Raw genomic sequence first — 21,475 nt, 5'->3', positions numbered from 1 at the left:
ATCGGAGTCCTCGGGTTGCCCGCTGAGGGCAACAAATTGCTCCCTGTCAGTCGGCTATCGCGTCCTTCGCGCTGATCCAGCCCGTCACGGCGCCTGCGCGCGGATTGCGATAGATAACCTTCAGCCACCGGAAGTCGGCAGTCGCGTCGACCAGTTCGAGCGTGTCGCCCGCGACGACGTAGCGGCGCGTGGGCGCGTCGGTCGCCAGGTCGTGCAGCGGCAGGCGTGCCGCCGCGCGCACCTTGAACGTGACCTTGCCGCCGCCATACGCCTGCGGGCGGCGCGACACGCGCTTGCCGTGCTCGTCGTAGGTCAGCAGCATCGACGACGGGCCGTTGTCGTCGTCGAGCAGTGTGCGCAAGTCGTCCGGTATCGCTTCGCTGGACTGGTACAGAAACATCCTGCCGCTGGCGTCGAAGCGGTACGCATCGGTGTACCAGATCGGGCCGCCGCGGCACGAGCTGTACAGCGTGCGCTCCTTCGGCTTCGCTTCGACGTTGATCAGGTCGTCGCAGTTGCCGTGCGGCATGTTGCTCGCCGGCATGTGCAGCGGCTCGAACTGCTGGCGCGCGGCGTTGTACAGGTAGATGCCGTAGCTTTCGTTGACCATGCCTAACATCGCGTGCAGCGCGAGATCGCGGTGGCCGTCGAAGTTGTAGTCGTCCGTTGCGAGGTGGTAGTGGCCTTCCTCGTCGGCGGCGGTGACGTCGAGCGTCTGCGTTTTCCCGCTCGGCAGGAAGCGGACCGTGAGGCGCGCGCTGTCGGCGCGCTCGACGCGGGCCGTGACGGTGTCGTCGACCTTGAACGTGAGCAGCGGTTTGGCCGCGTGTGCGGCGGGGGTCGCCGATGCGCACGCGGCGAGCAGCAGCGCGGCGACGCGCGGAAACGGTCGGAATCGGAGGGAGCGCGTCATGAGCGGGCGTCGGAACGAAAGATCGAGAATGGGCGTGCGCGCGAACGGCTAGCCGCGTGTGCTGTCGTCGCGATAACCATTCTTGCCGACAAAGATCTCCTTCAGCGCGGCGCGCAGCGCGACCGGATCGTACTGGCCGGGTGCGAGATGGATCACGTAACGCGTTTGACCGTCGAGACGCGCGGCGACGCCCGGTTCGATCTCGACGTCGATCGTGTCGTCCGTCAGGCGCACCGACAGATCCTTGACGCGCCAGTTGATCTGGTCGCGCACCATCACTTCGATCAGCGTGTCGTCCGGAAAGCGCGACAGTGCGAAGCAATAGTCCTGCTCCGCGTCGTGACAGTAGATGTTGGCGAAGCTTTCGTCGTCGTCGAGGTCGGACGTTGCTGCGCCGACGGTAGCGTGAAGTTCCATGAACGTAGGTTCCTGCGTATTGGTTGTCTGGGGTTATCGGGTTGTTTCTATCGCCGCTGCGGGCGTCGTGCCGCTATCGCACGACGCATCGGCATCGCGCGCCTTCAGCCACAGCCCGAATTCGCGCATCACGTCGACCACCGGCCGCAGCCGGTCGCCGTCCGCGGTCAGATCGTACTCGACCCGCACCGGCACTTCCGGATAGACGGTCCGTCGCACGAGCCCCGCGTCTTCGAGCGCGCGCAGGTCGAGCGTCAGCATGCGCTGCGAGATGCCCGGCATGTCGCGGCGCAGGTCGCTGAAGCGTCGCGGCCCGTCGAGCAGGTACGACACCAGCAGTAGCCGCCAGCGGCCGCCGAGCACGCGCATCGCTTCTTCAACGGAACATCCTGTCGCACTCGTTTTCATCCTGCTGAACCCTGGTCGGTAAATTTTTTGTGACTACGGCACAAACGACTGCCGTCTTCCCAGCCATGCGCCGATGCGAGATATTAGCGCCCGCGTCGCGGCGAATCGATACACGGACAACGAAACGAAGGAATCGCATGAAGCTTTATCACGCTCCCGGAAGCTGTTCGCAGGCGATCTGCATCGTACTGCGCGAAGGCGACATCGATGCGGAGATCGTCAAGGTCGACGCGCGCAAGCATGTCGTCGTCGAAGGCGGACTCAACTACTACGACATGACCGAACTCGGCTACGTGCCGCTGCTCGAACTCGACGACGGCACGATGCTGCGCGAAGGGCCGGTGATCGCGCAGTATCTCGCGGATCTGCGCCCGGAAGCCGCGCTCGCGCCCGCATACGGCACGCTCGCCCGCTACCGGCTGATGGAGTGGCTCAGCTTCCTCGGCACCGAGATCCACAAGGGCTTCGTTCCGCTGCTGTACGCGATGCAGGCGGGGAAGTACGTGGAGCCCGTGCGGCAGAAGCTCGACAGCCGCTTTGCATGGATCGACCGCCAGCTCGACGGCAAGACGTTCGTTATCGGCGACACGTTCACCGTCGCGGATGCGTACCTGTTCGCGCTGACCGGTTGGGGCAAGGCCGACTGGATGCGCTCGGTGTACAACGCGGATATCGACCTGAGCCGGTATGCGCAGCTGCGCGCGTGGTACGAGCGGGTTCGCGAGCGGCCGGCCGTGCAGGCCGTGCTGGCGGCGGACGACCTGTTGCGGTAGCGTGCTGCGACGGTCGCGGATACGGCGCGTCATCCCGCCGCGCCGTGACCGTTTTGCGCGATCGAGGTGCCGCCACGCAGCAAAACGCCGCGCTATAATCGCGACCATGAAACTGCTTCGGACCTTCATCCTGTTGCTGCTTTGCGCGGTGCTGCCCATCAGCGGGCTGGCAGCCAGCGGCCTGACCGGTGAATGTCCGATGCAGCACACGATGTCGATGGAAGCGGACGCTGGCATGAATATGTCCGCCGACATGAGCGATTGCGATTCGATGAAGTCGCCCTCCGCCGGCAGCGCGAAAGCGAAGGCCAAAGCCAAGGGCATGGCCTGCAAGATAACGGCCCAATGCCAGTTCGGCAGTCTCTATCACCCGGCCGCCCGCGCCGACGTCAGCCGCCCCGCTGCATTCGCCAGCACGATCGTCTTCCACTACACGCAGTCCGTCCCGGTCCGCGACCCGAGCGGGTTGTGGCGCCCTCCACGCATTAGCTGATCCCGATCCGACCGGTTCACCGCCCACGCGGTGAGGTTCGTCCTGTGCTCAGGACGTGGAATCCCTATGGATTCCGACGTTGGGGTTAAACCATGTCATTCGATTTCGGCACGCCGCGCACGCGGCGTGCGTGTCGGCGCGCGCCCGTGCTGTGGGCCGCGCTGCTGGTGGCAGGCGCCGTTCACGCGCAGCAGTCGCCGTTCACGCTGGACGCCGCGCTGCAGTCCGCGACCGATCGTTCCGCTTCGATGCAGGCCGCGCAGGCTTCGGTGCGCGCGAGCTCGGAAGCGGCCGTCAAGGCCGGCCAGTTGCCGGACCCGATGCTCAAGGCCGGCATCGACAACCTGCCGGTCAGCGGCGGGCAGCGCTTCACCGTCGGCCAGGACTTCATGACGATGCGCCGCATCGGCATCGAGCAGGAATGGGTGTCCGGCGACAAGCGGCGGCTGCGCACCGCGCTGGCCGACGAGCAGGTCAGCCGCGAACGCGCGGGTTATCTCGTGCAGCTTGCGGCCGTGCGCCGGCAGACCGCGACGGCGTGGCTCGACGCCGTCTATGCGAAGCAGGCGCTCGCGCTTCAGCAGGCGCTGCTCGCGCACATGAACCATGAACTCGACGCGACACAGGCGTCGTATCGCGGCGCGAAGGCGAGCGCGGGCGATGTCGTTCAGGCCCGCGCGATGCTCGCGCAAACGCAGGATCAGGTGCTCAAGGCGCAGCAGGCATATCGCACCGCACTCATCGCGCTTGCCCGCTGGACGGCGGCTCCCGTTGCGGACGTGACGGGGACGCCGCCCGCGCCCGAATCCTTCGTGTCGTCGCTGCCGCCGGACGAACTGCGCCTGTCGCAACCGGCGCTTGTCGCCGCCGCGAACGACATCGCGGTTGCCGAAGCCGACACCGCGGTGGCGAACAGCGAGCGCAGCCCGAACTGGACGTGGGAAATCGCGTACCAGCAGCGCGGCGGCGCGTATTCGAACATGGTGTCGGTCGGCGTCTCGATCCCGCTGCCGCTCAACCGCAAGAACCGCCAGAACCGCGACGTCGCCGAGAAAACCGCACTCGCGACGAAGGCGCGCCTGATGTACGAGGACACGCTGCGTCAGGTGCAGGCCGATATCCGCACGCAGTCCGAAACGCTGGCGAGCGGCCGCGAACGCATCGCGAACCTGAGCGCGTCGCTGCTGCCCGCCGCCGATCGGCGCATACAGCTCGCCAGCGCCGCGTACCGGGCCGGCACGGGGTCGCTTGCCGACACGTTCGCCGCCCGGCGTGCGCAACTGGAAGCGCAGTTGCAGGTGCTCGATCTCAGGCGCGACGTGTCGCAGACCTGGGCGCAGCTCGAATATCAGGTCGTGCCGGCGACGCTGGCCGCCGCGCAGTGAAGGAGAACCTCATGACGAACCAATCACTGGCGCGCGCGGCGCTGATGGCATTCGCCGGCGCGGCGCTGCTCGGCGCCGGCTATTTCGCGGGCGTCCGCCATGCGGCGGGCGGTGCGGGGATGGCCGCAGCGGTCGCAGCGCCTGCTGTCGCCGCTGCAGGCGCGACCGATCCGAACACGGGCCGCAGGGTGTTGTACTGGCACGACCCGATGGTGCCGAACCAGCACTTCGACAAACCGGGCAAATCGCCGTTCATGGACATGCAGTTGCAGCCTGTCTATGCGGAAGAAGGCGGCGGTTCGTCAGGCATCCGGATCGATCCGGGCCTGCAGCAGAACCTCGGCATTCGCTACGCGACCGTCCGACGCCAGCAGACGGCGGCCGGATTCGATGCGGTGGGCACCACGCAGTTCGACGAATCGCGCGCGGACGTCGTTCAGTCGCGCGTCACCGGTTACATCGATCGCCTCCATGCGCGCGCGCCGATGCAGCGCATCGCGAAGGGCGCGCCGGTCGCGTCGCTGTTCGTGCCGGACTGGCTCGCGCCGCAGGAGGAATATCTCGCGCTCAAGCGCGGCGGGATGGACGGCAGCCTGCTCGATGCGTCGCGCGCGCGGATGCGGGCGCTGTCGATTCCCGACGGCATGATCGCGAATCTCGACCGCACTGGCCGCGCGCAGACGCACGTCGTGCTGACCGCGCCGGAAACCGGCGTCGTCAGCGAGCTGAACGTGCGGGACGGCGCGATGGTCGCGCCCGGTCAGACGCTCGCGAAGATCGCCGGGCTGTCGACGCTGTGGCTGATCGTCGAGGTGCCGGAAGCGCTCGCGCTGAACGTGCAGCCGGGGATGTCGGTCGATGCGACGTTCGCGGGCGATCCGGCGCGGCACTTCAGCGGACGCATCCGCGAAGTGCTGCCCGGCATCAGTACCGGCAGCCGCACGCTGCAGGCGCGCGTGGAGATCGACAACGCAGCGCTGAAGCTCACGCCCGGCATGCTGATGCGCGTGCGCGTCGCCGCGAAGGAGTCGGTTTCGCGCCTGCTCGTGCCGTCCGAAGCGGTGATCGCGACCGGCAAGCGCACGATCGTCATCGTGAAGAACGGCGACGGGCGGCTTCAGCCGGTGTCCGTGACGGTGGGCAACGACGTCGGCGGCGACACGGAAGTGCTCGACGGGTTGAACGAAGGCGATACGGTGGTCGCATCGGGGCAGTTCCTGATCGATTCGGAAGCCAGCCTGAAAAGCGTGCTGCCGAAGCTGGAGCGGGCCGCGGGGGCAAGCGCGGCGGCATCGTCCGCAGCAGCAGCGGCGCCGATCTACGAAACCACCGGCAAGGTCGAGAAGGTCACGGCCGACGACATCACGTTCTCGCATCAGCCCGTTCCGGCGCTCGGCTGGGGCGCGATGACGATGGCGTTCGGCAAGCCGTCGGCACAGGCGTTCCCGAGCGTGAAGCCGGGCCAGACCGTGCATTTCGCGTTCACGCAGACCGACGACGGCTACCGTCTGACGAAGGTCGAGCCGCAAGGAGCTGAGCAATGATCGCGCGCGTCATTCGCTGGTCTGTCCACAACCGCTTCCTGGTGCTGCTGGCCACCGTGCTGATCGCGGCATGGGGCGTTCATTCGCTGCGGCAGACGCCGCTCGATGCGTTGCCCGACCTGTCGGACACGCAGGTGATCGTGAAGGCGTCGTATCCGGGCAAGGCGCCGCAGGTCGTCGAGGATCAAGTGACCTATCCGCTGACGACGACGCTGCTCGGCGTGCCCGGCGCGAAAACCGTCCGCGCGTACTCGTCGTTCGGCGACGCGTTCGTCTACGTGCTGTTCGACGATCGCACCGACCCGTACTGGGCGCGTTCGCGCGTGCTCGAATACCTGAGCCAGGTGCAGACCCGGCTGCCGGCGGGCGCGACCGTGTCGCTCGGGCCGGATGCGACAGGCGTCGGCTGGGTGTACGAGTACGCGCTCGTCGACCGCACCGGCCATCACGATCTCGGGCAACTGCGCGCGCTCAACGACTGGTTCCTGAAGTTCGAGCTGAAAGCGGTGCCGGACGTATCCGAAGTCGCGAGCATCGGCGGCATGGTGCGCCAGTACCAGGTCGTGCTCGATCCCGACAAGCTGCGCGCTTACGGAATCACGCAGGCGGCGGTGGCGGACGCGCTCCGCCAGGGCAATCAGGAGTCCGGTGGTTCGGTCGTCGAGCTGGCCGAGTCGGAGTACATGGTGCGGTCGTCCGGCTACCTGCGCACGCTCGACGATTTCCGGCACGTCGTGCTGCGCACGGACGACGCAGGCACGCCGGTGCTGCTCGGCGACGTCGCGCGCATCCAGGTCGGCCCGGCGATGCGGCGCGGGATCGCGGAGCTGAACGGGCAGGGCGAGGTGACGGGCGGCGTCATCGTGATGCGCTCGGGCAAGAACGCGCTCACGACGATCGACGCGGTGAAGGCGAAGCTGGCCGACCTGAAGCGTTCGCTGCCGCCCGGCGTCGAGATCGTCACGACTTACGACCGCTCGCAACTGATCGAGCGCGCGGTGGGTAACCTGAAGGACAAGCTGATCGAGGAATTCGTGATCGTCGGCATCGTCTGCGCGGTGTTCCTGTTCCATCTGCGCAGCGCGTTCGTCGCGATCCTGTCGCTGCCGCTCGGCGTGCTGGCCGCGTTCATCGTGATGCGCTACCAGGGCGTGAACGCGAACCTGATGTCGCTCGGCGGGATCGCGATTGCGATCGGCGCGATGATCGATGCGGCGATCGTGATGATCGAGAACGCGCACAAGCATCTGGAGGCGTACGACCACGCGCATCCCGGCGAACCAATCACGGCCGAGCGCCGCTGGGAACTCGTCGCGGCGTCGGCCGCGGAGGTCGGGCCGGCGCTGTTCTTCTCGCTGCTGATCATCACGTTGTCGTTCATTCCGGTGTTTTCGCTGGAAGGGCAGGAGGGCAAGCTGTTCGCGCCGCTGGCGTTCACGAAGACCTACACGATTGCCGCCGCCGCCGGGCTGTCGGTGACGCTGGTGCCCGTGCTGATGGGCTATCTCGTGCGCGGCCGCATTCCGCACGAGAACGCGAATCCGATCAACCGCGTGCTGATCCGCCTGTACCGGCCGCTGCTCGAAGCGACGCTGCGGCGCCCGTGGGTCGCGATCGGCATCGCGGTCGTCGCGCTCGTGCTGACGGCCGTGCCGTTGTCGCGGCTCGGCGGCGAATTCATGCCGCCGCTCGACGAAGGCGACCTGCTGTACATGCCGACCGCGCTGCCCGGTATTTCGGCCGACAAGGCGAGCGAGCTGCTGCAGCAGACCGACCGGCTGATCAAGACCGTGCCCGAGGTCGACACGGTGTTCGGCAAATCGGGGCGCGCCGATACCGCGACCGACCCGGCGCCGCTTGAGATGTTCGAGACGACGATCCGCTTCAAGCCGCGCAGCGCGTGGCGGCCCGGCATGACGCCGGAGAAGCTCGTCGACGAGCTCGATCGCACGGTGAAGGTGCCGGGCCTGTCGAACGTGTGGGTGCCGCCGATCCGCAACCGGCTCGACATGCTGTCCACCGGCATCAAGACGCCGGTCGGCGTGAAGATCTCCGGGCCGGACCTGAAGGGGATCGACGCGATCGCGACGCAGGTCGAGGCGGCGGTGAAGCACGTGCCGGGCGTGACGTCCGCGCTCGCGGAACGGCTGAACGGCGGCCGCTACATCGACGTCGATATCGACCGGCTCGCCGCCGCGCGCTACGGGCTGTCGGTCGCCGATATCCAGGCGGTCGTGTCGTCGTCGGTCGGCGGCGACGATGTCGGCGAGGTGATCGCGGGGCGCGAGCGTTTCCCGATCAACATCCGCTATCCGCGCGAGATCCGCGATTCGCTCGAGAACCTGCGGCAACTGCCGGTCGTCACGGCACGCGGTGCGCAGATCCGCCTCGGCGACGTCGCGCGCATCGCAATTGCCGACGGTCCGCCGATGATCCGCAGCGAGAACGCGCGGCTGTCGGGTTACGTGTACGTCGACATCCGCGGCACGGATCTGAACACGGCGGTGCGCGCGATGCAGCAGGCGGTCGCGCAACAGGTCGCGTTGCCGCCCGGCTATTCGATCGCGTGGTCGGGGCAGTTCGAGTATCTCGAACGCGCGGCGGCGACGCTGCGCACCGTCGTGCCGGTGACGCTCGTCGTGATCTTCGTGCTGCTGTTCCTCACGTTCGGCTCGGCGGCCGACGCGCTGCTGCTGATGTCGACGGTGCCGTTCGCGCTGGTCGGCGGCTTCTGGCTCGTGTGGGGGCTCGGCCACGCGGTGTCCGTCGCGACGTCGGTGGGTTTCATCGCGCTCGCGGGCGTGGCCGCCGAGTTCGGCGTCGTGATGCTGCTGTACCTGAAGGGCGCGCTGACGCGCCGGCTCGACGCCGGCGAACCGCTGACCGATGCGCTGCTGCTCGACGCGATTCGCGAAGGCGCGGTGCTGCGCGTGCGGCCGAAGGCGATGACGGTCGCCGTCGTGCTCGCCGGCCTCGTGCCGATCGTGGTCGGGCACGGCGCCGGCTCCGAAGTCATGCAGCGCATCGCCGCGCCGATGGTCGGCGGCATGGTCACGGCGCCGCTGCTGTCGATGTTCGTCATTCCCGCCGCGTGGCTTCTGCTTCAGCGCCGTCGTGTGCGAAGCGCGAGCGATGCGCGGCATTTCCCCACAGTTTCACCTGCAGTGCCTTCCGGCATGAATGTGCCATCGACCCAAACTGGAGAACCTCGATGAAGAAGTTGATGATTACCGCCGCCACTCTCGCGATCGGCGCTTTCGCCGCCCCCGCCTTTGCCGCCGGAGAAATGTCCGGCATGGACATGTCGGGCATGAAGATGTCGTCCGACGGCTCGGACGCATCGCATACCGCGCTGACCGATGCCGAAGTGAAGAAGGTCGATGCCGCGACCGGCAAGGTCACGCTGAAGCACGGCGCACTCGACAACGTCGGAATGCCGCCGATGACGATGGCGTTCAAGGCGAAGGATGCCGCGATGCTCACGCAGGTTCACGCGGGCGACAAGGTCAAGGTCCGGATCGAGAACGTCAACGGCACGCTGACGATCGTCAAGCTCGTCAACGCATCCTGATCGTCCGGATGCGGGCATTGCTGTCGCCCGCATCCGCACAACGAAGCACGTCGCACGGACGCGGTAGTCGTTGCCGCGTCCGCGCGCGAACGCCTGTCGGGCAGCGCGCCCGATCCGGGCGTCAGCGCGCCAGCGTCAGGAACAGATATCCCGCATAACCCGCGCCGTTCGCGAGCAACGCCCAGATCGCGAGCCCGCGCGCACGCGCATTGATGCGCAGCCAGGCCGCCGCCGCGAGCGTGACGATCACGCCGGTCAGCACTTCGGGGCGCGGCTCCCACGGCGTCAGCATGATGCCGATCGCCGGCAGCAACGTGCCCTGGAACACCATCGCGCCGGTGATGTTGCCGAACGCGAGCGTGTCCTTCTTGCGGCGGATCCACAGCACGCTGTTGACCTTCTCCGGCAATTCCGTGGCAATCGGCACGATGATCAGCGACAGCAGCAGCGCCGATACGCCAAGCACGTGCGACACGCCTTCCACGCCGTGAATGAAGCCCTTCGCACCGCCGACCAGCAGCGCGACGCCGAGCAGCAACTGCAGCGCGATGGTCGCCAGGTTGGTCGGCAGGCCCGTGCGCGCCAGGAACATCGTATGCGGCGCCTCGGTGCCATGCCCGGCATCGACAAGCTGGCTCGACGCGCGGAACGTCATCACGACATACATCACGTAGATGCCGACCAGCATCGCGGCGAGCAGCGCGCGCACGGCCCAGTTGTGGTGCGGGACGAACATCGCCGCAGTCGCCAGCGAGAACGCGGCGAGGAAGTAGTTCATGTCGCGCACGAAACCCGTACGCTCGGGCGCGATCGTGCCGCGCAGCCCGCGCGAGCGGATCACGGCGAGCGTCATCAGGAAGGTGGTGAGCGTCGCGAGCATCAGCGGCGCGCCGAGAATCGCGCCGACGCCGATTTCCTCGTTCACGGCCTGGTTCGCCGTGCCGCCGGCCAGTGCGAGCAGCGGCACCATCGTTTCGGGCAGCGCGGTGCCGACCGCCGCGAACAGCGACCCCGTCACGCCTTCGGAAATCTTCAGACGTTCGCCGAGGTGTTCGAGCGCGTTGGTGAAGACCTCGGCGGCCACGAGGATGACGACCAGCATGAACGCCAGTTCGAGGAACATGAAAGTCATGCGGCGCCTCCGCAGGCAGGTGCGTAGCGGGCAATGGGGCTTGGGGGGGACGCGGGGAGGAACATGGGGACTCCGTGGTCGGACGCTGACGAACCATGGCGCATCCGCCGACGTCCGACCAGGAACGACGCGATGCACCCATGGTCTCGCCAAACCGACTCGGTCGAACGCGCCACGGCTGAAAGCCGAGTGTGTTGACGCGTTCGCTTTCCGGGGGACGGAAAGCAGGCTACTCCCCAAAGACGAACGCAAGTCTAGCCGAGCGGATTTCTTTCGACAAGCCTTCATCTCGAAAAAATAACCCCCTCTACCCTATATGGAAAACACTTTGAAGATATACTCCCCCACCCTATACAGGAGCAATCGATGAGTCACACAGTTCGCGAAAAACAGAAGCTGCTGAACCGCGTGCGCCGTATCAGGGGCCAGGTCGAAGCGATCGAGCGCGCGCTCGAAGAGGAGCGCGGCTGCAACGACGTGCTGCAGCAGATCACGAGCTGCCGGGGCGCGATGAACGGCCTGCTGGCCGTCGTGCTGGAAGACCACATCCGGTCGCACCTCGTCGATGCGGACACGCCCGACGCGCATGAAGGCAGCGCGACCGAGCAGCTGATCGAGGTCGTCCACAGCTATTTCAAGTAAGCGGAACCAACATGAACGGATTCAACGGCACGGCGGCCGGCGGCGGCAGGCATAGCCATGCGTTTCTGGGCGCCGCACACGAGCAGAACGAACGGAAGACGTGGATGGTCATCGGCCTGTGCACGGCGATGATGGTGGCCGAAATCGTCGGCGGCACGCTGTTCGGGTCGCTGGCGCTCGTCGCCGACGGGCTGCACATGTCGACGCATGCGGGCGCGATGCTGATCGCCGCGCTGGCCTATACCTATGCGCGCAAGCATGCCGACGATCAGCGCTTCGTGTTCGGCACGGGCAAGCTCGGCGACCTCGCCGGGTTCACGAGCGCGATCGTGCTGGCGATGATTGCGTTGCTGATCGGCTGTGAGGCGATCGCGCGTCTTCTGTCTCCCGTGCCCATTCATTTCAGTGAAGCGATTCCGATCGCGGTGCTGGGGCTCGCGGTGAACCTGGCCAGCGTGTGGCTGCTGAGCGGCGACCACCATCACGGGCATGGCCACGGTCATCATCATGGGCATGACCACGACGACCATGACCACGACCACGAAGATGAGCATCACGCTCATGGTTCGCATACGGCGGCCCACCGCGATCACAACATCCGGTCGGCCTACATTCACGTGATCGCCGACGCGGCCGTTTCGGTGCTGGCCATCGTCGGCCTGCTGCTTGCGCGTGCGTTCGGATGGGTCTGGATGGATCCGCTCGCAGGCATCGTCGGCGCGCTGGTGATCGCGAACTGGGCCTACGGACTGATGCGCGATACGGGCGGCATCCTGCTCGACGTCAACGTCGATCGCAAGCTGGCGGACAACGTTCGCCGCGCGATCGAGACGCTCGGCGACAAGGTCAACGATCTCCACGTCTGGCGCGTGGGCCCCGGGCACATGAGCGCGATCGTGTCGGTCGAAACCGGCGACGCGGCGCGCGATGCGCGTTTCTATCACGCGCTGATCGCGCGCTTCGACGGCGTGTCGCACGTGACCGTCGAAGTGATGACGCCCGCGAAGGCGGCCTGATCGTGGCCGTGAAATCGCCGTGCATCGAGCTGTGCGCGTTTGACGGTCGAACGGGCTTTTGCGTCGGCTGCCTGCGCACGCGCGACGAGGCGCGCGACTGGAAGAAGCTGACCGACCACCGCCGGCACCAGATACTGAACGACCGCTCGCGCCGGCAGGCGAAGATCCGGCGCGAGCCGGGGGAATAGGGTGGCGCGCGCGACAGCCCATGCGTACCGTGTGTCACGGGCCTGCAGTAGTATCGATGGCGTCCCGTGTCGGGATTCCCGAATCGAGAGCGCCCCATGCAGACCGAACCGTCGACCGGCATTCTTCGTCAGATTCCGCGCAGCGTCTGGGTGCTGGGCTGCGTCAGCCTGTTGATGGACGTGTCGTCCGAAATCATCCACAGCCTGTTGCCGATGTTCCTGATGGCGGGGCTCGGCGCGAGCGCGACCACGATCGGCGTCATCGAGGGGATCGCCGAGGCGACGGCGCCGGTCGTCAAGGTGTTCTCCGGCACGTTGAGCGACTATCTGCGCAATCGCAAGTGGCTGGCGGTCGCCGGATACGGGCTCGGCGCGCTCAGCAAGCCGCTGTTCGCCATCGCGCCGACGATCGGCGTCGTGGTGACGGCGCGGATCGTCGACCGGATCGGCAAGGGAATCCGGGGCGCGCCGCGCGATGCGCTCGTGGCCGACGTCACGCCGGTCCACCTGCGCGGCGCCGCGTACGGGCTGCGGCAGTCGCTCGACACGGTGGGGGCGTTTCTCGGGCCGCTGCTGGCCGTCGCCATCATGCTGATGTGGCGCGACGACTTCCGCCTCGCGTTCTGGCTGGCCGTGATCCCGGGCATGCTGGCCGTGGCGCTGCTCGCGTTCGGTATCGACGAGCCGGCGCGCGCGCCGGGCGAGCGGCGCGTCAACCCGATCCGCCGCGACGTCGTGAAGCAACTCGGCGTCCGCTACTGGTGGGTCGTCGCCGTCGGCGCCGTGTTTGCGCTGGCCCGCTTCAGCGAGGCTTTCCTGGTGCTGCGCGCGATGGGCAGCGGCGTACCCGTCGCGCTCGTTCCGCTCGTGATGGTCGCGATGAACGTCGTGTATGCGTTGTCGGCCTACCCGTTCGGCAAGCTCGCCGACACCACGAGCCACACGAAGCTGATGGTGGCCGGACTCGCGATGCTGATCGCAGCCGACCTCGTGCTCGCGCACGGCACGCACTGGGGCACCGTAGTCGTCGGCGTGGCGCTGTGGGGGCTCCATATGGGGATGACGCAGGGGTTGCTCGCCACGATGGTCGCGCATGCCGCGCCGTCCGAATTGAGAGGCACGGCGTTCGGCGTGTTCAATCTGCTCAGCGGCGTCGTGACGCTCGTATCGAGCGTCGTCGCCGGTCTCCTGTGGGACCGGGTGGGCGCGGCGGCCACGTTCTACGCGGGGGCGGTGTTCAGCGCGGCGACCATCGTGCTGCTCGTCTGCCTGCGCGGATCGTTCGGCGCCGCGCAGGCCCGGTGATCGCAAGCCGGCGGCGAACGGTCTAGCTGTCGGTGCCGCGCGGAAAGTAAAGCGCGAACGTCGTGCGTCCGTCGCGGCTCACGACCTCGACCTTGCCGCGATGCAGCTCCATGATCGACTTGACGATCGCGAGCCCGAGCCCCGCGTTCCTTGCCGCGCCGTGCCGCGACGAATCGATGCGGTAGAAGCGCTCGAAGATCCGGTCGACCTGTTCGGGCGGAATCGCGGCGCCGCGATTCGTGACCTCGACGACCGCGTAGCCTGTTTGCGCGGACACGGCCAGCTCGATCGTCGACGCGGCTTCCGCGTGTTCGAGCGCGTTCGACGCGAGGTTGCTGACCGCGCGCCGGAACAGCGTCGCGTCCGCGACGACCGGCGCGTCGCCATGCACGTCGATGCGCACGCCGGCCTCGTCGGCCAGCGCCTGGAAATACGACGCGAGCCGGCGCAGTTCGCTGCCCGCGTCGAGTTCGGCGGTTTTCAGGTGCTGCCGCGCATTGTCGGTGCGCGCGAGAAACAGCATGTTCTCGATCATCCGCTGCAGCCGTTCGCATTCCTCGATATTCGAATCGATCAGCGCTTCGTATTCTTCGGTCGTGCGTGCGCGCGACAGCGTGATCTGCGACGAGCTGATCACGTTGGCGAGCGGCGTGCGCATGTCGTGTGCGAGATCGGACGAGAACTGCGACAGCCGCACGAATGCGCGTTCGAGGCGGTCGAGCATCCGGTTGACCGACGTCGCGAGCTCGCGCAGCTCGACGGGGCCGCCGCGCGCATCGAGACGCGCGTTCAGGTTGTGCGCCTCGATGCGCGACGTCTGCCGGCCGAGGCTCTCGACCGGGCGCAGGCCGCGCGACGCGACCGCGTAGCCGAGCGTGCCGACCAGCAGCGCGCCGACGGCCGCTGCGAGCCAGATGTCGACGCGATAGCTTTCGAGCAGCGACTGGCGATCGGTCGCCGTGCGCGCGAGCGCGACCTGGATCGCCTCGCCGGACGGCAGCGTGTCGCGCGCATACACGCAGCGCGACGTGCCGATGCCGGGCGGCGAGCAGGTGAACGGGCCGCCGGGTCCAGCGGTTCCGCCGGCCGGGTGCGGCGCCGCGATCACCGAGGCCAGCGTGTTGCCGGCTTCGTCGGTGTGCTCGACGAGCGGGCGGTTCTGCCCGTCGTAGATGCCGAGATAGACGCCCGGATGCGACAGCAGCACTTCGTGGAACACGGCCGGATCGTCGCGCAGCGCGGCTGTCGATCCGCTCGCGTGCGCGAGCTGCAGGAACTGGTTGAGCTTGCCGGAGATCTCGATGTCGTCGCGCCGCTTCAGTTCGGCGGACAGCGAGCGATAGAGGTACGCGCCGGTCAGCGCGAACACGAGCGCGGCGACGACGGCGAACGCGAGCGTCAGGCGCTGCAGCAGCGAATACGAAGCCGGGCCGGCGGTCACGAACGATCCTCGAGCACGTAGCCCATGCCGCGGATCGTGTGGATCAGCTTCTTGTCGTATGCGTTGTCGATCTTTGCGCGCAGCCGCTTGATCGCCGCATCGACGACGTTCGTGTCGCTGTCGAAATTCATGTCCCAGATCTGCGACGTGATGAAGGTGCGCGTCAGCACTTCGCCCTCGCGTTCCGCGAGCAACTGCAGCAGCGCGAACTCCTGCGCGGTCAGGTCGATGCGGTTGTCGGCGCGCCGCACGCGGCGCTTGATCAGGTCGATTTCGAGATCGGCCACGTTGAGGATGTCGCGCACGTTGCGCGGCGCGCGCCGCAGCAGCGAGCGGATGCGTGCGAGGAATTCGGCATACGCGAACGGCTTGAGCAGGTAGTCGTCGGCGCCCAGCTCGAGCCCGGCGACCTTGTCCTCGATCGCCTCGCGGGCCGTGAGCAGCAGCACGGGCGTCTGCTTCTGCGCGCGCAGCCGCCGAAGCACCTCGAAGCCGTCCATCTCCGGCAGCATCACGTCGAGCACGACGAGATCGAAATCCTCGTGCAGCGCGAGGAACAGCCCGTCCTTGCCGTTCTCTGCAATGTCGACCGTGTAGCTCGCCTCCATCAGCCCCTTCCGGAGGTACGACGCCATCTTGGGTTCGTCTTCGACTATCAGTATCCGCATGGTGAGGCAGGCTGTCCGTGATTCCAGCCGGTCAGTGTAACGCCTGAGCTTACGGTGCCGCGCGTGCGCGAAAGATGACCGCCGGATGACGGAATTTTCATGAAGTGCTTACTCGCCGCTTCGCCCGCGGTTCATGAAAATCTGGTCATGTTTCGACCATGTCGTCGTCACTGCGGCGGCGATAAGCTGCAGCCGTCTTGTCTCCGGAGCGCGCCGTCGCGGCGCTGCGCCGGCCCATCCGGTCGTTGCTTGCCTGATTCCGTTTCCATGTCGTACTGGCGCAAATTCATCCTCGTCGTGCTGCTGGCGCTGAGCCTGCCGATCCAGTCGTTCGCGACCGTTTCGATGCAGTGCGCGGGCGCCGCCGTGCCGCATGGGGAAGAGGCGCCGCACACGATGACGGTCGCACAGGGCGCGCACGACGGCCACGCCGGTCATGACGACAACGCAAGGCATGCGCCGTCGTGCGCCGCCTGCGTGTCCTGCTGCTTCGGCACGGGCATGACGGGCGTGCCCGCGGAGCCGGCTGCGGCGGACGCCAGCATCGCGATCGCGTCGTATCCGCCTTCGGCCGTCGTCGTGTCGTTCCTGACCGGCGGCATCGAGCGGCCGCCACGCCGGATGCCTGTCTAGTCCCTGCCCGCGGCCGACCGGCCGCGACCTGCAATCCACGCTGGCGGCCGTACGCGGTCCGCCGGACGACTCACGACGAGACTTGTTCATGCGATTGATCACTGCGGCGCTGTTGAGCGCGGCGGCCCTCGTGCCGTCGCTCGCGCCTGCGCAAACCCCGTTTCCCGATCCGGCGGACGCCGCCGCGACGGTGCCGGACGTCACCGTGACGTCCGCGTTCGACGGCTACCGGCCGTATCGGGACGACGAAGGCCCGGGCTGGAAACAACTGAACCGGGACGTGATGGAGCGGCCCGCGAAGGGGCGCACGACCGGCCACGCGAAGCCCGGAAACCCGGCGGGCAACGGCGGCGCCCATTCGATGCACGGAGGGGCCGCGCAATGAAGCACCTGGCGATATCGCCGCGGATCGGCGCGGCTGCGGTCGTGCTGGCGTTCCTCGCGGGCTGCACGACGTTTTCGAAGGACGGCGGCTTCGGCGCCGTGTCGTCCGCCGCATCGGAACGGATCGGGAAAGATGCCGTCGTCGTCCGTACCGATGCCGACCGCGAAGCCGTCGACAAGCGGACCCGCGAACTGCTCGCGAAACCGCTGTCGATGGACGACGCGGTGCAGGTTGCGCTGCTGAACAACCGCGGCCTGCAGGCGTCGTATGCGGAGCTCGGGCTGTCGGAGTCCGACCTCGTGCAGGCCGGCCGGCTGCCGAACCCGCGCTTCTCGTTCAGCCGCACGCGCGCCGGTGATGGCGAACTGACGCTCGGCCGCACGTTCTCGGCGAACGTGTTCGCGCTGCTGACGATGCCGCTCGCGACCAACATCGAACGCCGCCGTTTCGAACAGACCAAGCTCGAAACGGCCGACGCGATGCTGAAGGTGGCGGCCGACGCGCGCCGTGCGTATGTCGAGGCCGTCGCCGCCGAGCAGGCCGCGAACTATGCGCAGCAGGTGCGCGACGCGGCGAGCGCGGCCGCCGAACTCGCGCAGCGCATGCGGCAGGCCGGCAACTTCAACCGGCTCGATTACGCACGCGAACAGGCGTTCCATGCGGACGCGGTCGCGCAGCACGCGAAGTCGGGCCAGCAGGCCGTGGCCGCGCGCGAGAAGCTCACGCGCGCGATGGGGCTGTGGGGCGAGCGCACGCAGTACGCGCTGCCCGACCGTTTGCCCGACCTGCCGAAAGCGCGCCCGGACCTGCCCGATCTCGAACGCTTCGCGATGAGCAACCGCCTCGACATCCAGGCCGCGAAGCTGCAGACGCAGGGCGTCGCGTCGTCGCTCGGCCTCAGCAAGGCGACGCGCTTCGTCAACGCGGTCGATCTCGGCTACGTGAACAACTACGAGACCGGCAAGGGCCACGAGCACGGCTACGAGATCAGCGTCGAGATTCCGCTGTTCGACTGGGGCGGCGCGAAGGTCGCGCGGGCCGAGGCCGTCTACATGCAGTCGGCGAACCGGCTCGCGAAGACGGCCATCGATGCGCGCTCCGAAGTGCGCGAGTCGTACGCGGCGTACGTGACGAGCTACGACGTCGCGAAACACTATCGCGACGAAGTCGTGCCGCTGCGCAAGACGATCTCGGACGAACTGCTGCTGCGCTACAACGGGATGCTCGCGAGCGTGTTCGAGCTGCTGACCGATGCGCGCGAACAGGTCGGCGCGGTGAACGGCTACATCGATTCGCTGAAGGACTACTGGCTCGCCGAGACCGATCTGCAGATGGCCGTCGGCGGCCGGCTGCCGACCTCGGGCACCGCGCCGCGCGCGGCGGCTTCCGCCGAACCCGAACCCAAAACCGATACCGACGCTGCACCGCAGCCGGCTTCTTCACCCGCGGCGCAACCGGCGCCCGCAACGCATCCGGAAGGTCATTGACATGGTGTCCCGTCGACAATTTCTCAGCGGCTCGGGCGCCGCGCTGCTGGGCGCCGCGATGGTCAGCAAGGCCGGCGCCGCGTCGCTGCCCGAAGCGCCCACGATGGCGAAAAGCGCCACGCAGCCGCCGCTCGTGCCGCCCAACGGCCGCCCGTACACGCCGGTCGCGACGCTCAACGGCTGGACGCTGCCGTGGCGGATGAAGAACGGCTGGAAGGAATTCCACCTGACGGCCGAGCCCGTCGTGCGCGAGATGGCGCCCGGCATGAACGCGAACCTGTGGGGCTACAACGGCCAGTCGCCGGGCCCGACGATCGAGGCCGTCGAAGGCGACAAGGTCCGCATCTTCGTGACCAACCGGTTGCCCGAGCACACGACGATCCACTGGCACGGGCTGCGGCTGCCGAACGGGATGGACGGCGTCGGCGGCCTCACGCAGCCGCATATCCCGCCCGGCAAGACCTTCGTCTACGAGTTCCAGCTCGAATCGCACGGCACGTTCATGTATCACCCGCACGCCGACGAGATGGTGCAGATGGCGATGGGGATGATGGGCATGTTCATCGTGCACCCGAAGGATCGCGGCACGATGCCGGTCGATCGCGACTTCGTGTTCCTGCTCGCCGCGTACGACATCGATCCGGGCAGCTACACGCCGCGCGTGAACGAGATGACGGATTTCAACATGTGGACCTTCAACTCGCGCGTGTTCCCGGGCATCGATCCGCTGCCGGTGCGCGCGGGCGACCGCGTGCGGATTCGTTTCGGCAACCTGACGATGACGAACCATCCGATCCACCTGCACGGCTACAGCTTCGAAGTCGCCGGCACCGACGGCGGCTGGATTCCGCCGGCGGCGCGCTGGCCGGAAGTGACGGCCGATGTCGCGGTGGGCCAGATGCGCGCGATCGAGTTCACCGCCGATCGCCCGGGCGATTGGGCGTTCCATTGCCACAAGTCGCATCACACGATGAATGCGATGGGCCACCAGGTGCCGAACCTGATCGGCGTGCCGCAGAAGGATCTCGCGAAGAAGATCGGCAAGCTCGTGCCGGACTACATGGCGATGGGCAGCACGGGCGGCGCGATGGGCGGCATGGAGATGCCGCTGCCCGACAACACGCTGCCGATGATGACGGGCACGGGCCCGTTCGGGCCGCTGGAGATGGGCGGCATGTTCACGGTGCTCAAGGTGCGGCAGGGGCTCGGCCGCAACGACTATCGCGATCCGGGCTGGTTCCGGCATCCGAAGGGCACCGTTGCATACGAGTACACCGGCGAATTGCCGGACGGCTGAGCAGCGGCAGGCGGCAGCAGGCGGCGGCCGTGCCGATACGGCCGCTGGTTTCGATTCACTCACTCAGGAGCAAGCACGATGAAGAAAGGACTGGTTTCGATTGCAATGGGTTGTGCGCTGGCGTTTTCCGCCGCGTCGTACGCGGCCGGCGACATGGCCGGCATGGACATGAGCGGCGGCGCGAAGCAGGGCGCCGACGCGAAGCAGCGCATGTCGCACGGCGAGATCCGCAAGGTCGACACGGCCGTTGGCAAGCTGACGATCAAGCACGGCCCGCTGGACAACCTCGGGATGGACGCGATGACGATGGTGTTCAAGGTGAAGGACCCCGCGATGCTGTCGCAGGTGAAGGCGGGCGACAAGATCGACTTCGTCGCCGAGGACGTGGGCGGTGCGCTGACCGTCGTCGAGCTGAAGAAGCTGTAACGCCGGGCATGCACATGAAGATCACGACTCTCGGGCGGCTGGCCGCCTTCGCCGCGGCCGGCGCGATCCTCGCGGCCGCGCCGGTCGCTGCATCGGCGCACGGCAAGCTGGAAAGCGCCGCACCCGCGACGGGCAGCACGGTCGACACGGCGCCCGACATGGTGCGGCTCACCTTCAACGAAGACCTCGAACCGACGTTCAGTTCGGTGAAGGTGTCGGACGCGAACGGCAACGCCGTCACGCAGGAAAAGGCGAAGGTCGATGCGTCGAACCCGCGCGTGATGACCGTCGCGATGCCGAAGCTTGCGCCGGGCGCGTACACGGTGCAGTGGGCCGCGATGACGGCCGACGCGCATCGCACCAAGGGCACCTATACGTTCAAGGTGAAAGGGTGAACGAAGGCTTCGTCGGCCTGCTGCGGCTCGTATCGGTGGCGATCCAGAACGCCGGGTTCGCCGTAATCGTCGGCGCGCTGCTCGGCAGTCACTGGCTCGCGCGCGGCGCATCGGCGTGGCAGCACGGCATCGGGCGGCGTCTCGTCGCGACGCTGCGCATCGCGTCCGTCGTGTCGCTGCTCGCGAGCATTACCGCGTTCTGGGCGCACTGCGCGCTGATGAGCGACGTGTCGATGCTCGAAGCAGGGCCGGCCGTCTGCGCGATGCTCGTGGGCACCGGCTTCGGCCACGCATGGCTGGCCGGCGCCGTGTTCATGGTTGTCATCGTGCTGCTTTCATTCGTCAGGCATGCGAACGACACGCGTTTTCCGTTCGCGATGTGGGCTGCGCTCGCATGCGTCGCGCTCGCGCGCAGCAACGGCGGGCATCCGGTCGACGCGGGGCTGTTCAGCGTGCCGGTGTGGGTCGACTGGCTGCATCTGCTGGCGATCAGCGCGTGGGTCGGGCTCGTGCTCGTGACGGCGTTCGGCGTGACGCCGCGTCTTGCCGGCATGCCGGCAAGCGAACGCGCGACCGGCGCGTCGTTCGTGCAGTCGCTTTCCGATGCGTCGACGTATGCGTTGATCGTGCTGTTCGCGACCGGCGCGTACAACGGTTGGCGCGGTGTCGATACGCCCGCCAACCTGCTTGCATCGACATACGGGCAGATCCTGCTGCTGAAGCTCGCGCTTGTGTTGACCGCGGCGGCGCTCGGCGGACACAACCGGTTCTTCGGGATGCCGAAGCTGCTGGCCGCGCTGAAGGACCCGGCCGCCGCGATGCCGGCCGGCCCGTTGCGCCGGTTCGGCGCGGTGTTGCGGATCGAGGCGGTCGTGCTGGCCGGCGTGCTGATGGTGGCGGCCGTGCTCGTGTCGAGCGCGCTGCCGGGGACGGTTTAGCGCAGCGGTGCGGTGCCG

The 21,475-nt window shown here is 67.5% G+C and carries 23 protein-coding genes and 1 riboswitch; of the genes, 17 read left to right on the top strand and 6 right to left on the bottom strand.

All coding sequences use genetic code 11. From position 1 onward, the window contains the following. Window positions 1–46 precede the first annotated feature (46 nt). From ABD05_RS19550 to ABD05_RS19540, 3 genes are read right to left on the bottom strand one after another with little or no spacing between them, the layout of a single operon-like run. On the bottom strand, window positions 47–913 hold the full coding sequence (locus ABD05_RS19550; protein ID WP_047901794.1) for an XAC2610-related protein: 867 nt from the start codon (window positions 911–913) through the stop codon (window positions 47–49). A 48-nt stretch (window positions 914–961) separates the two neighbouring features. Beyond that, on the bottom strand, window positions 962–1,330 hold the full coding sequence (locus ABD05_RS19545; RefSeq protein ID WP_047901793.1) for a hypothetical protein: 369 nt from the start codon (window positions 1,328–1,330) through the stop codon (window positions 962–964). Window positions 1,331–1,363: 33 nt separating this feature from the next. Then, window positions 1,364–1,738 carry a winged helix-turn-helix transcriptional regulator gene (locus ABD05_RS19540; protein WP_047901792.1) on the bottom strand — a complete coding sequence of 125 codons (375 nt, stop codon included), beginning with the start codon at window positions 1,736–1,738 and terminating at the stop codon, window positions 1,364–1,366. Window positions 1,739–1,875: 137 nt separating this feature from the next. Here ABD05_RS19540 and ABD05_RS19535 point away from each other — a divergent pair, with 137 nt between their 5' ends. From ABD05_RS19535 to ABD05_RS19510, 6 genes are all read left to right on the top strand, one after another. After that, window positions 1,876–2,511, top strand: coding sequence for a glutathione binding-like protein (locus tag ABD05_RS19535; RefSeq protein ID WP_047901791.1), 636 nt, complete (start codon window positions 1,876–1,878; stop codon window positions 2,509–2,511). Between the two features lie 106 nt (window positions 2,512–2,617). After that, on the top strand, window positions 2,618–3,004 hold the full coding sequence (locus ABD05_RS19530; RefSeq protein ID WP_047901790.1) for a hypothetical protein: 387 nt from the start codon (window positions 2,618–2,620) through the stop codon (window positions 3,002–3,004). Window positions 3,005–3,096: 92 nt separating this feature from the next. Next, window positions 3,097–4,389: a TolC family protein gene (locus ABD05_RS19525; RefSeq protein ID WP_047901789.1), complete on the top strand. Its 1,293-nt coding sequence runs from the start codon at window positions 3,097–3,099 to the stop codon at window positions 4,387–4,389. Window positions 4,390–4,400: 11 nt separating this feature from the next. Then, complete coding sequence (locus tag ABD05_RS19520; protein WP_047903655.1) at window positions 4,401–5,933, top strand: efflux RND transporter periplasmic adaptor subunit; 1,533 nt, start codon at window positions 4,401–4,403, stop codon at window positions 5,931–5,933. Beyond that, window positions 5,930–9,148, top strand: a complete 3,219-nt coding sequence (locus ABD05_RS19515) for an efflux RND transporter permease subunit (protein ID WP_047901788.1) — start codon at window positions 5,930–5,932, stop codon at window positions 9,146–9,148. Before ABD05_RS19520 ends, ABD05_RS19515 begins: the two co-directional genes overlap by 4 nt. Further along, a complete protein-coding gene (locus ABD05_RS19510) occupies window positions 9,145–9,504 on the top strand; it encodes a copper-binding protein (protein ID WP_047901787.1) in 360 nt (119 codons plus the stop codon). The genes ABD05_RS19515 and ABD05_RS19510 overlap by 4 nt, the downstream gene beginning before the upstream one ends. Before the next feature lie 121 nt (window positions 9,505–9,625). On the opposite strand, the gene ABD05_RS19505 is transcribed toward ABD05_RS19510, so the two are convergent. Continuing rightward, entirely contained in the window at window positions 9,626–10,636 is a 1,011-nt protein-coding gene (locus ABD05_RS19505; protein WP_047901786.1) for a sodium:calcium antiporter, read from the bottom strand. Between the two features lie 71 nt (window positions 10,637–10,707). Beyond that, a riboswitch (yybP-ykoY riboswitch) is annotated at window positions 10,708–10,886 on the bottom strand. 116 nt (window positions 10,887–11,002) lie between these two features. Between ABD05_RS19505 and ABD05_RS19500 the strand changes: the two genes are divergently transcribed. The 4 genes from ABD05_RS19500 (at window position 11,003) to ABD05_RS19485 (ending at window position 13,787) form a co-directional block, all read left to right on the top strand. After that, window positions 11,003–11,278, top strand: coding sequence for a metal/formaldehyde-sensitive transcriptional repressor (locus tag ABD05_RS19500; RefSeq protein ID WP_047901785.1), 276 nt, complete (start codon window positions 11,003–11,005; stop codon window positions 11,276–11,278). 11 nt (window positions 11,279–11,289) lie between these two features. Beyond that, window positions 11,290–12,294, top strand: a complete 1,005-nt coding sequence (gene dmeF / locus ABD05_RS19495) for a CDF family Co(II)/Ni(II) efflux transporter DmeF (RefSeq protein WP_047901784.1) — start codon at window positions 11,290–11,292, stop codon at window positions 12,292–12,294. 2 nt (window positions 12,295–12,296) lie between these two features. Continuing rightward, window positions 12,297–12,482 (top strand): DUF1289 domain-containing protein, encoded by a 186-nt coding sequence (locus tag ABD05_RS19490; protein WP_082146167.1) that lies wholly within the window; start codon window positions 12,297–12,299, stop codon window positions 12,480–12,482. Between the two features lie 96 nt (window positions 12,483–12,578). Continuing rightward, complete coding sequence (locus tag ABD05_RS19485; RefSeq protein ID WP_047901783.1) at window positions 12,579–13,787, top strand: MFS transporter; 1,209 nt, start codon at window positions 12,579–12,581, stop codon at window positions 13,785–13,787. 22 nt (window positions 13,788–13,809) lie between these two features. Here ABD05_RS19485 and ABD05_RS19480 read toward each other — a convergent pair whose 3' ends face one another. Both ABD05_RS19480 and ABD05_RS19475 read right to left on the bottom strand, forming a co-directional pair. Beyond that, entirely contained in the window at window positions 13,810–15,228 is a 1,419-nt protein-coding gene (locus tag ABD05_RS19480) for a heavy metal sensor histidine kinase (RefSeq protein ID WP_047901782.1), read from the bottom strand. Further along, on the bottom strand, window positions 15,225–15,896 hold the full coding sequence (locus tag ABD05_RS19475) for a heavy metal response regulator transcription factor (protein WP_047901781.1): 672 nt from the start codon (window positions 15,894–15,896) through the stop codon (window positions 15,225–15,227). The genes ABD05_RS19480 and ABD05_RS19475 overlap by 4 nt, the downstream gene beginning before the upstream one ends. A gap of 267 nt (window positions 15,897–16,163) precedes the next feature. Between ABD05_RS19475 and ABD05_RS19470 the strand changes: the two genes are divergently transcribed. The 7 genes from ABD05_RS19470 (at window position 16,164) to ABD05_RS19440 (ending at window position 21,457) form a co-directional block, all read left to right on the top strand. Continuing rightward, on the top strand, window positions 16,164–16,529 hold the full coding sequence (locus tag ABD05_RS19470; protein ID WP_047901780.1) for a hypothetical protein: 366 nt from the start codon (window positions 16,164–16,166) through the stop codon (window positions 16,527–16,529). Between the two features lie 88 nt (window positions 16,530–16,617). Beyond that, a complete protein-coding gene (locus tag ABD05_RS19465) occupies window positions 16,618–16,914 on the top strand; it encodes a hypothetical protein (protein WP_047901779.1) in 297 nt (98 codons plus the stop codon). Then, window positions 16,911–18,401: a TolC family protein gene (locus ABD05_RS19460; RefSeq protein WP_047901778.1), complete on the top strand. Its 1,491-nt coding sequence runs from the start codon at window positions 16,911–16,913 to the stop codon at window positions 18,399–18,401. Before ABD05_RS19465 ends, ABD05_RS19460 begins: the two co-directional genes overlap by 4 nt. Before the next feature lies 1 nt (window position 18,402). Continuing rightward, window positions 18,403–19,698, top strand: a complete 1,296-nt coding sequence (locus ABD05_RS19455; RefSeq protein WP_047901777.1) for a multicopper oxidase family protein — start codon at window positions 18,403–18,405, stop codon at window positions 19,696–19,698. A gap of 78 nt (window positions 19,699–19,776) precedes the next feature. Beyond that, window positions 19,777–20,124 carry a copper-binding protein gene (locus tag ABD05_RS19450; RefSeq protein ID WP_047901776.1) on the top strand — a complete coding sequence of 116 codons (348 nt, stop codon included), beginning with the start codon at window positions 19,777–19,779 and terminating at the stop codon, window positions 20,122–20,124. Between the two features lie 14 nt (window positions 20,125–20,138). Then, the gene (copC, locus tag ABD05_RS19445; protein ID WP_047903653.1) at window positions 20,139–20,519 is read left to right on the top strand and encodes a copper homeostasis periplasmic binding protein CopC; all 381 of its coding nucleotides are present in this window, start codon (window positions 20,139–20,141) and stop codon (window positions 20,517–20,519) included. Next, complete coding sequence (locus ABD05_RS19440; RefSeq protein WP_047901775.1) at window positions 20,516–21,457, top strand: CopD family protein; 942 nt, start codon at window positions 20,516–20,518, stop codon at window positions 21,455–21,457. Before copC ends, ABD05_RS19440 begins: the two co-directional genes overlap by 4 nt. The last annotated feature ends 18 nt before the right edge of the window (window positions 21,458–21,475 follow it).

The sequence above is a fragment of the Burkholderia pyrrocinia genome (assembly GCF_001028665.1).
GTDB lineage: Bacteria > Pseudomonadota > Gammaproteobacteria > Burkholderiales > Burkholderiaceae > Burkholderia > Burkholderia pyrrocinia.
Note: the sequence above shows the minus strand (reverse complement) of the source record. Positions and strands in the feature narration are given on the sequence as shown.

Excerpts from the sequence above, each read along its gene's own strand:
- copC (WP_047903653.1), top strand. The coding sequence starts at position 20,139 with ATGAAGATCACGACTCTCGGGCGGCTGGCCGCCTTCGCCGCGGCCGGC.
- ABD05_RS19525 (WP_047901789.1), top strand. The coding sequence starts at position 3,097 with ATGTCATTCGATTTCGGCACGCCGCGCACGCGGCGTGCGTGTCGGCGC.
- ABD05_RS19500 (WP_047901785.1), top strand. The coding sequence starts at position 11,003 with ATGAGTCACACAGTTCGCGAAAAACAGAAGCTGCTGAACCGCGTGCGC.
- ABD05_RS19510 (WP_047901787.1), top strand. The coding sequence starts at position 9,145 with ATGAAGAAGTTGATGATTACCGCCGCCACTCTCGCGATCGGCGCTTTC.
- ABD05_RS19470 (WP_047901780.1), top strand. The coding sequence starts at position 16,164 with ATGTCGTACTGGCGCAAATTCATCCTCGTCGTGCTGCTGGCGCTGAGC.
- ABD05_RS19460 (WP_047901778.1), top strand. The coding sequence starts at position 16,911 with ATGAAGCACCTGGCGATATCGCCGCGGATCGGCGCGGCTGCGGTCGTG.
- ABD05_RS19450 (WP_047901776.1), top strand. The coding sequence starts at position 19,777 with ATGAAGAAAGGACTGGTTTCGATTGCAATGGGTTGTGCGCTGGCGTTT.
- ABD05_RS19540 (WP_047901792.1), bottom strand. The coding sequence starts at position 1,738 with ATGAAAACGAGTGCGACAGGATGTTCCGTTGAAGAAGCGATGCGCGTG.
- ABD05_RS19505 (WP_047901786.1), bottom strand. The coding sequence starts at position 10,636 with ATGACTTTCATGTTCCTCGAACTGGCGTTCATGCTGGTCGTCATCCTC.
- ABD05_RS19530 (WP_047901790.1), top strand. The coding sequence starts at position 2,618 with ATGAAACTGCTTCGGACCTTCATCCTGTTGCTGCTTTGCGCGGTGCTG.
- ABD05_RS19535 (WP_047901791.1), top strand. The coding sequence starts at position 1,876 with ATGAAGCTTTATCACGCTCCCGGAAGCTGTTCGCAGGCGATCTGCATC.
- ABD05_RS19545 (WP_047901793.1), bottom strand. The coding sequence starts at position 1,330 with ATGGAACTTCACGCTACCGTCGGCGCAGCAACGTCCGACCTCGACGAC.
- ABD05_RS19475 (WP_047901781.1), bottom strand. The coding sequence starts at position 15,896 with ATGCGGATACTGATAGTCGAAGACGAACCCAAGATGGCGTCGTACCTC.
- ABD05_RS19550 (WP_047901794.1), bottom strand. The coding sequence starts at position 913 with ATGACGCGCTCCCTCCGATTCCGACCGTTTCCGCGCGTCGCCGCGCTG.
- ABD05_RS19465 (WP_047901779.1), top strand. The coding sequence starts at position 16,618 with ATGCGATTGATCACTGCGGCGCTGTTGAGCGCGGCGGCCCTCGTGCCG.
- dmeF (WP_047901784.1), top strand. The coding sequence starts at position 11,290 with ATGAACGGATTCAACGGCACGGCGGCCGGCGGCGGCAGGCATAGCCAT.
- ABD05_RS19520 (WP_047903655.1), top strand. The coding sequence starts at position 4,401 with ATGACGAACCAATCACTGGCGCGCGCGGCGCTGATGGCATTCGCCGGC.
- ABD05_RS19485 (WP_047901783.1), top strand. The coding sequence starts at position 12,579 with ATGCAGACCGAACCGTCGACCGGCATTCTTCGTCAGATTCCGCGCAGC.
- ABD05_RS19515 (WP_047901788.1), top strand. The coding sequence starts at position 5,930 with ATGATCGCGCGCGTCATTCGCTGGTCTGTCCACAACCGCTTCCTGGTG.
- ABD05_RS19455 (WP_047901777.1), top strand. The coding sequence starts at position 18,403 with ATGGTGTCCCGTCGACAATTTCTCAGCGGCTCGGGCGCCGCGCTGCTG.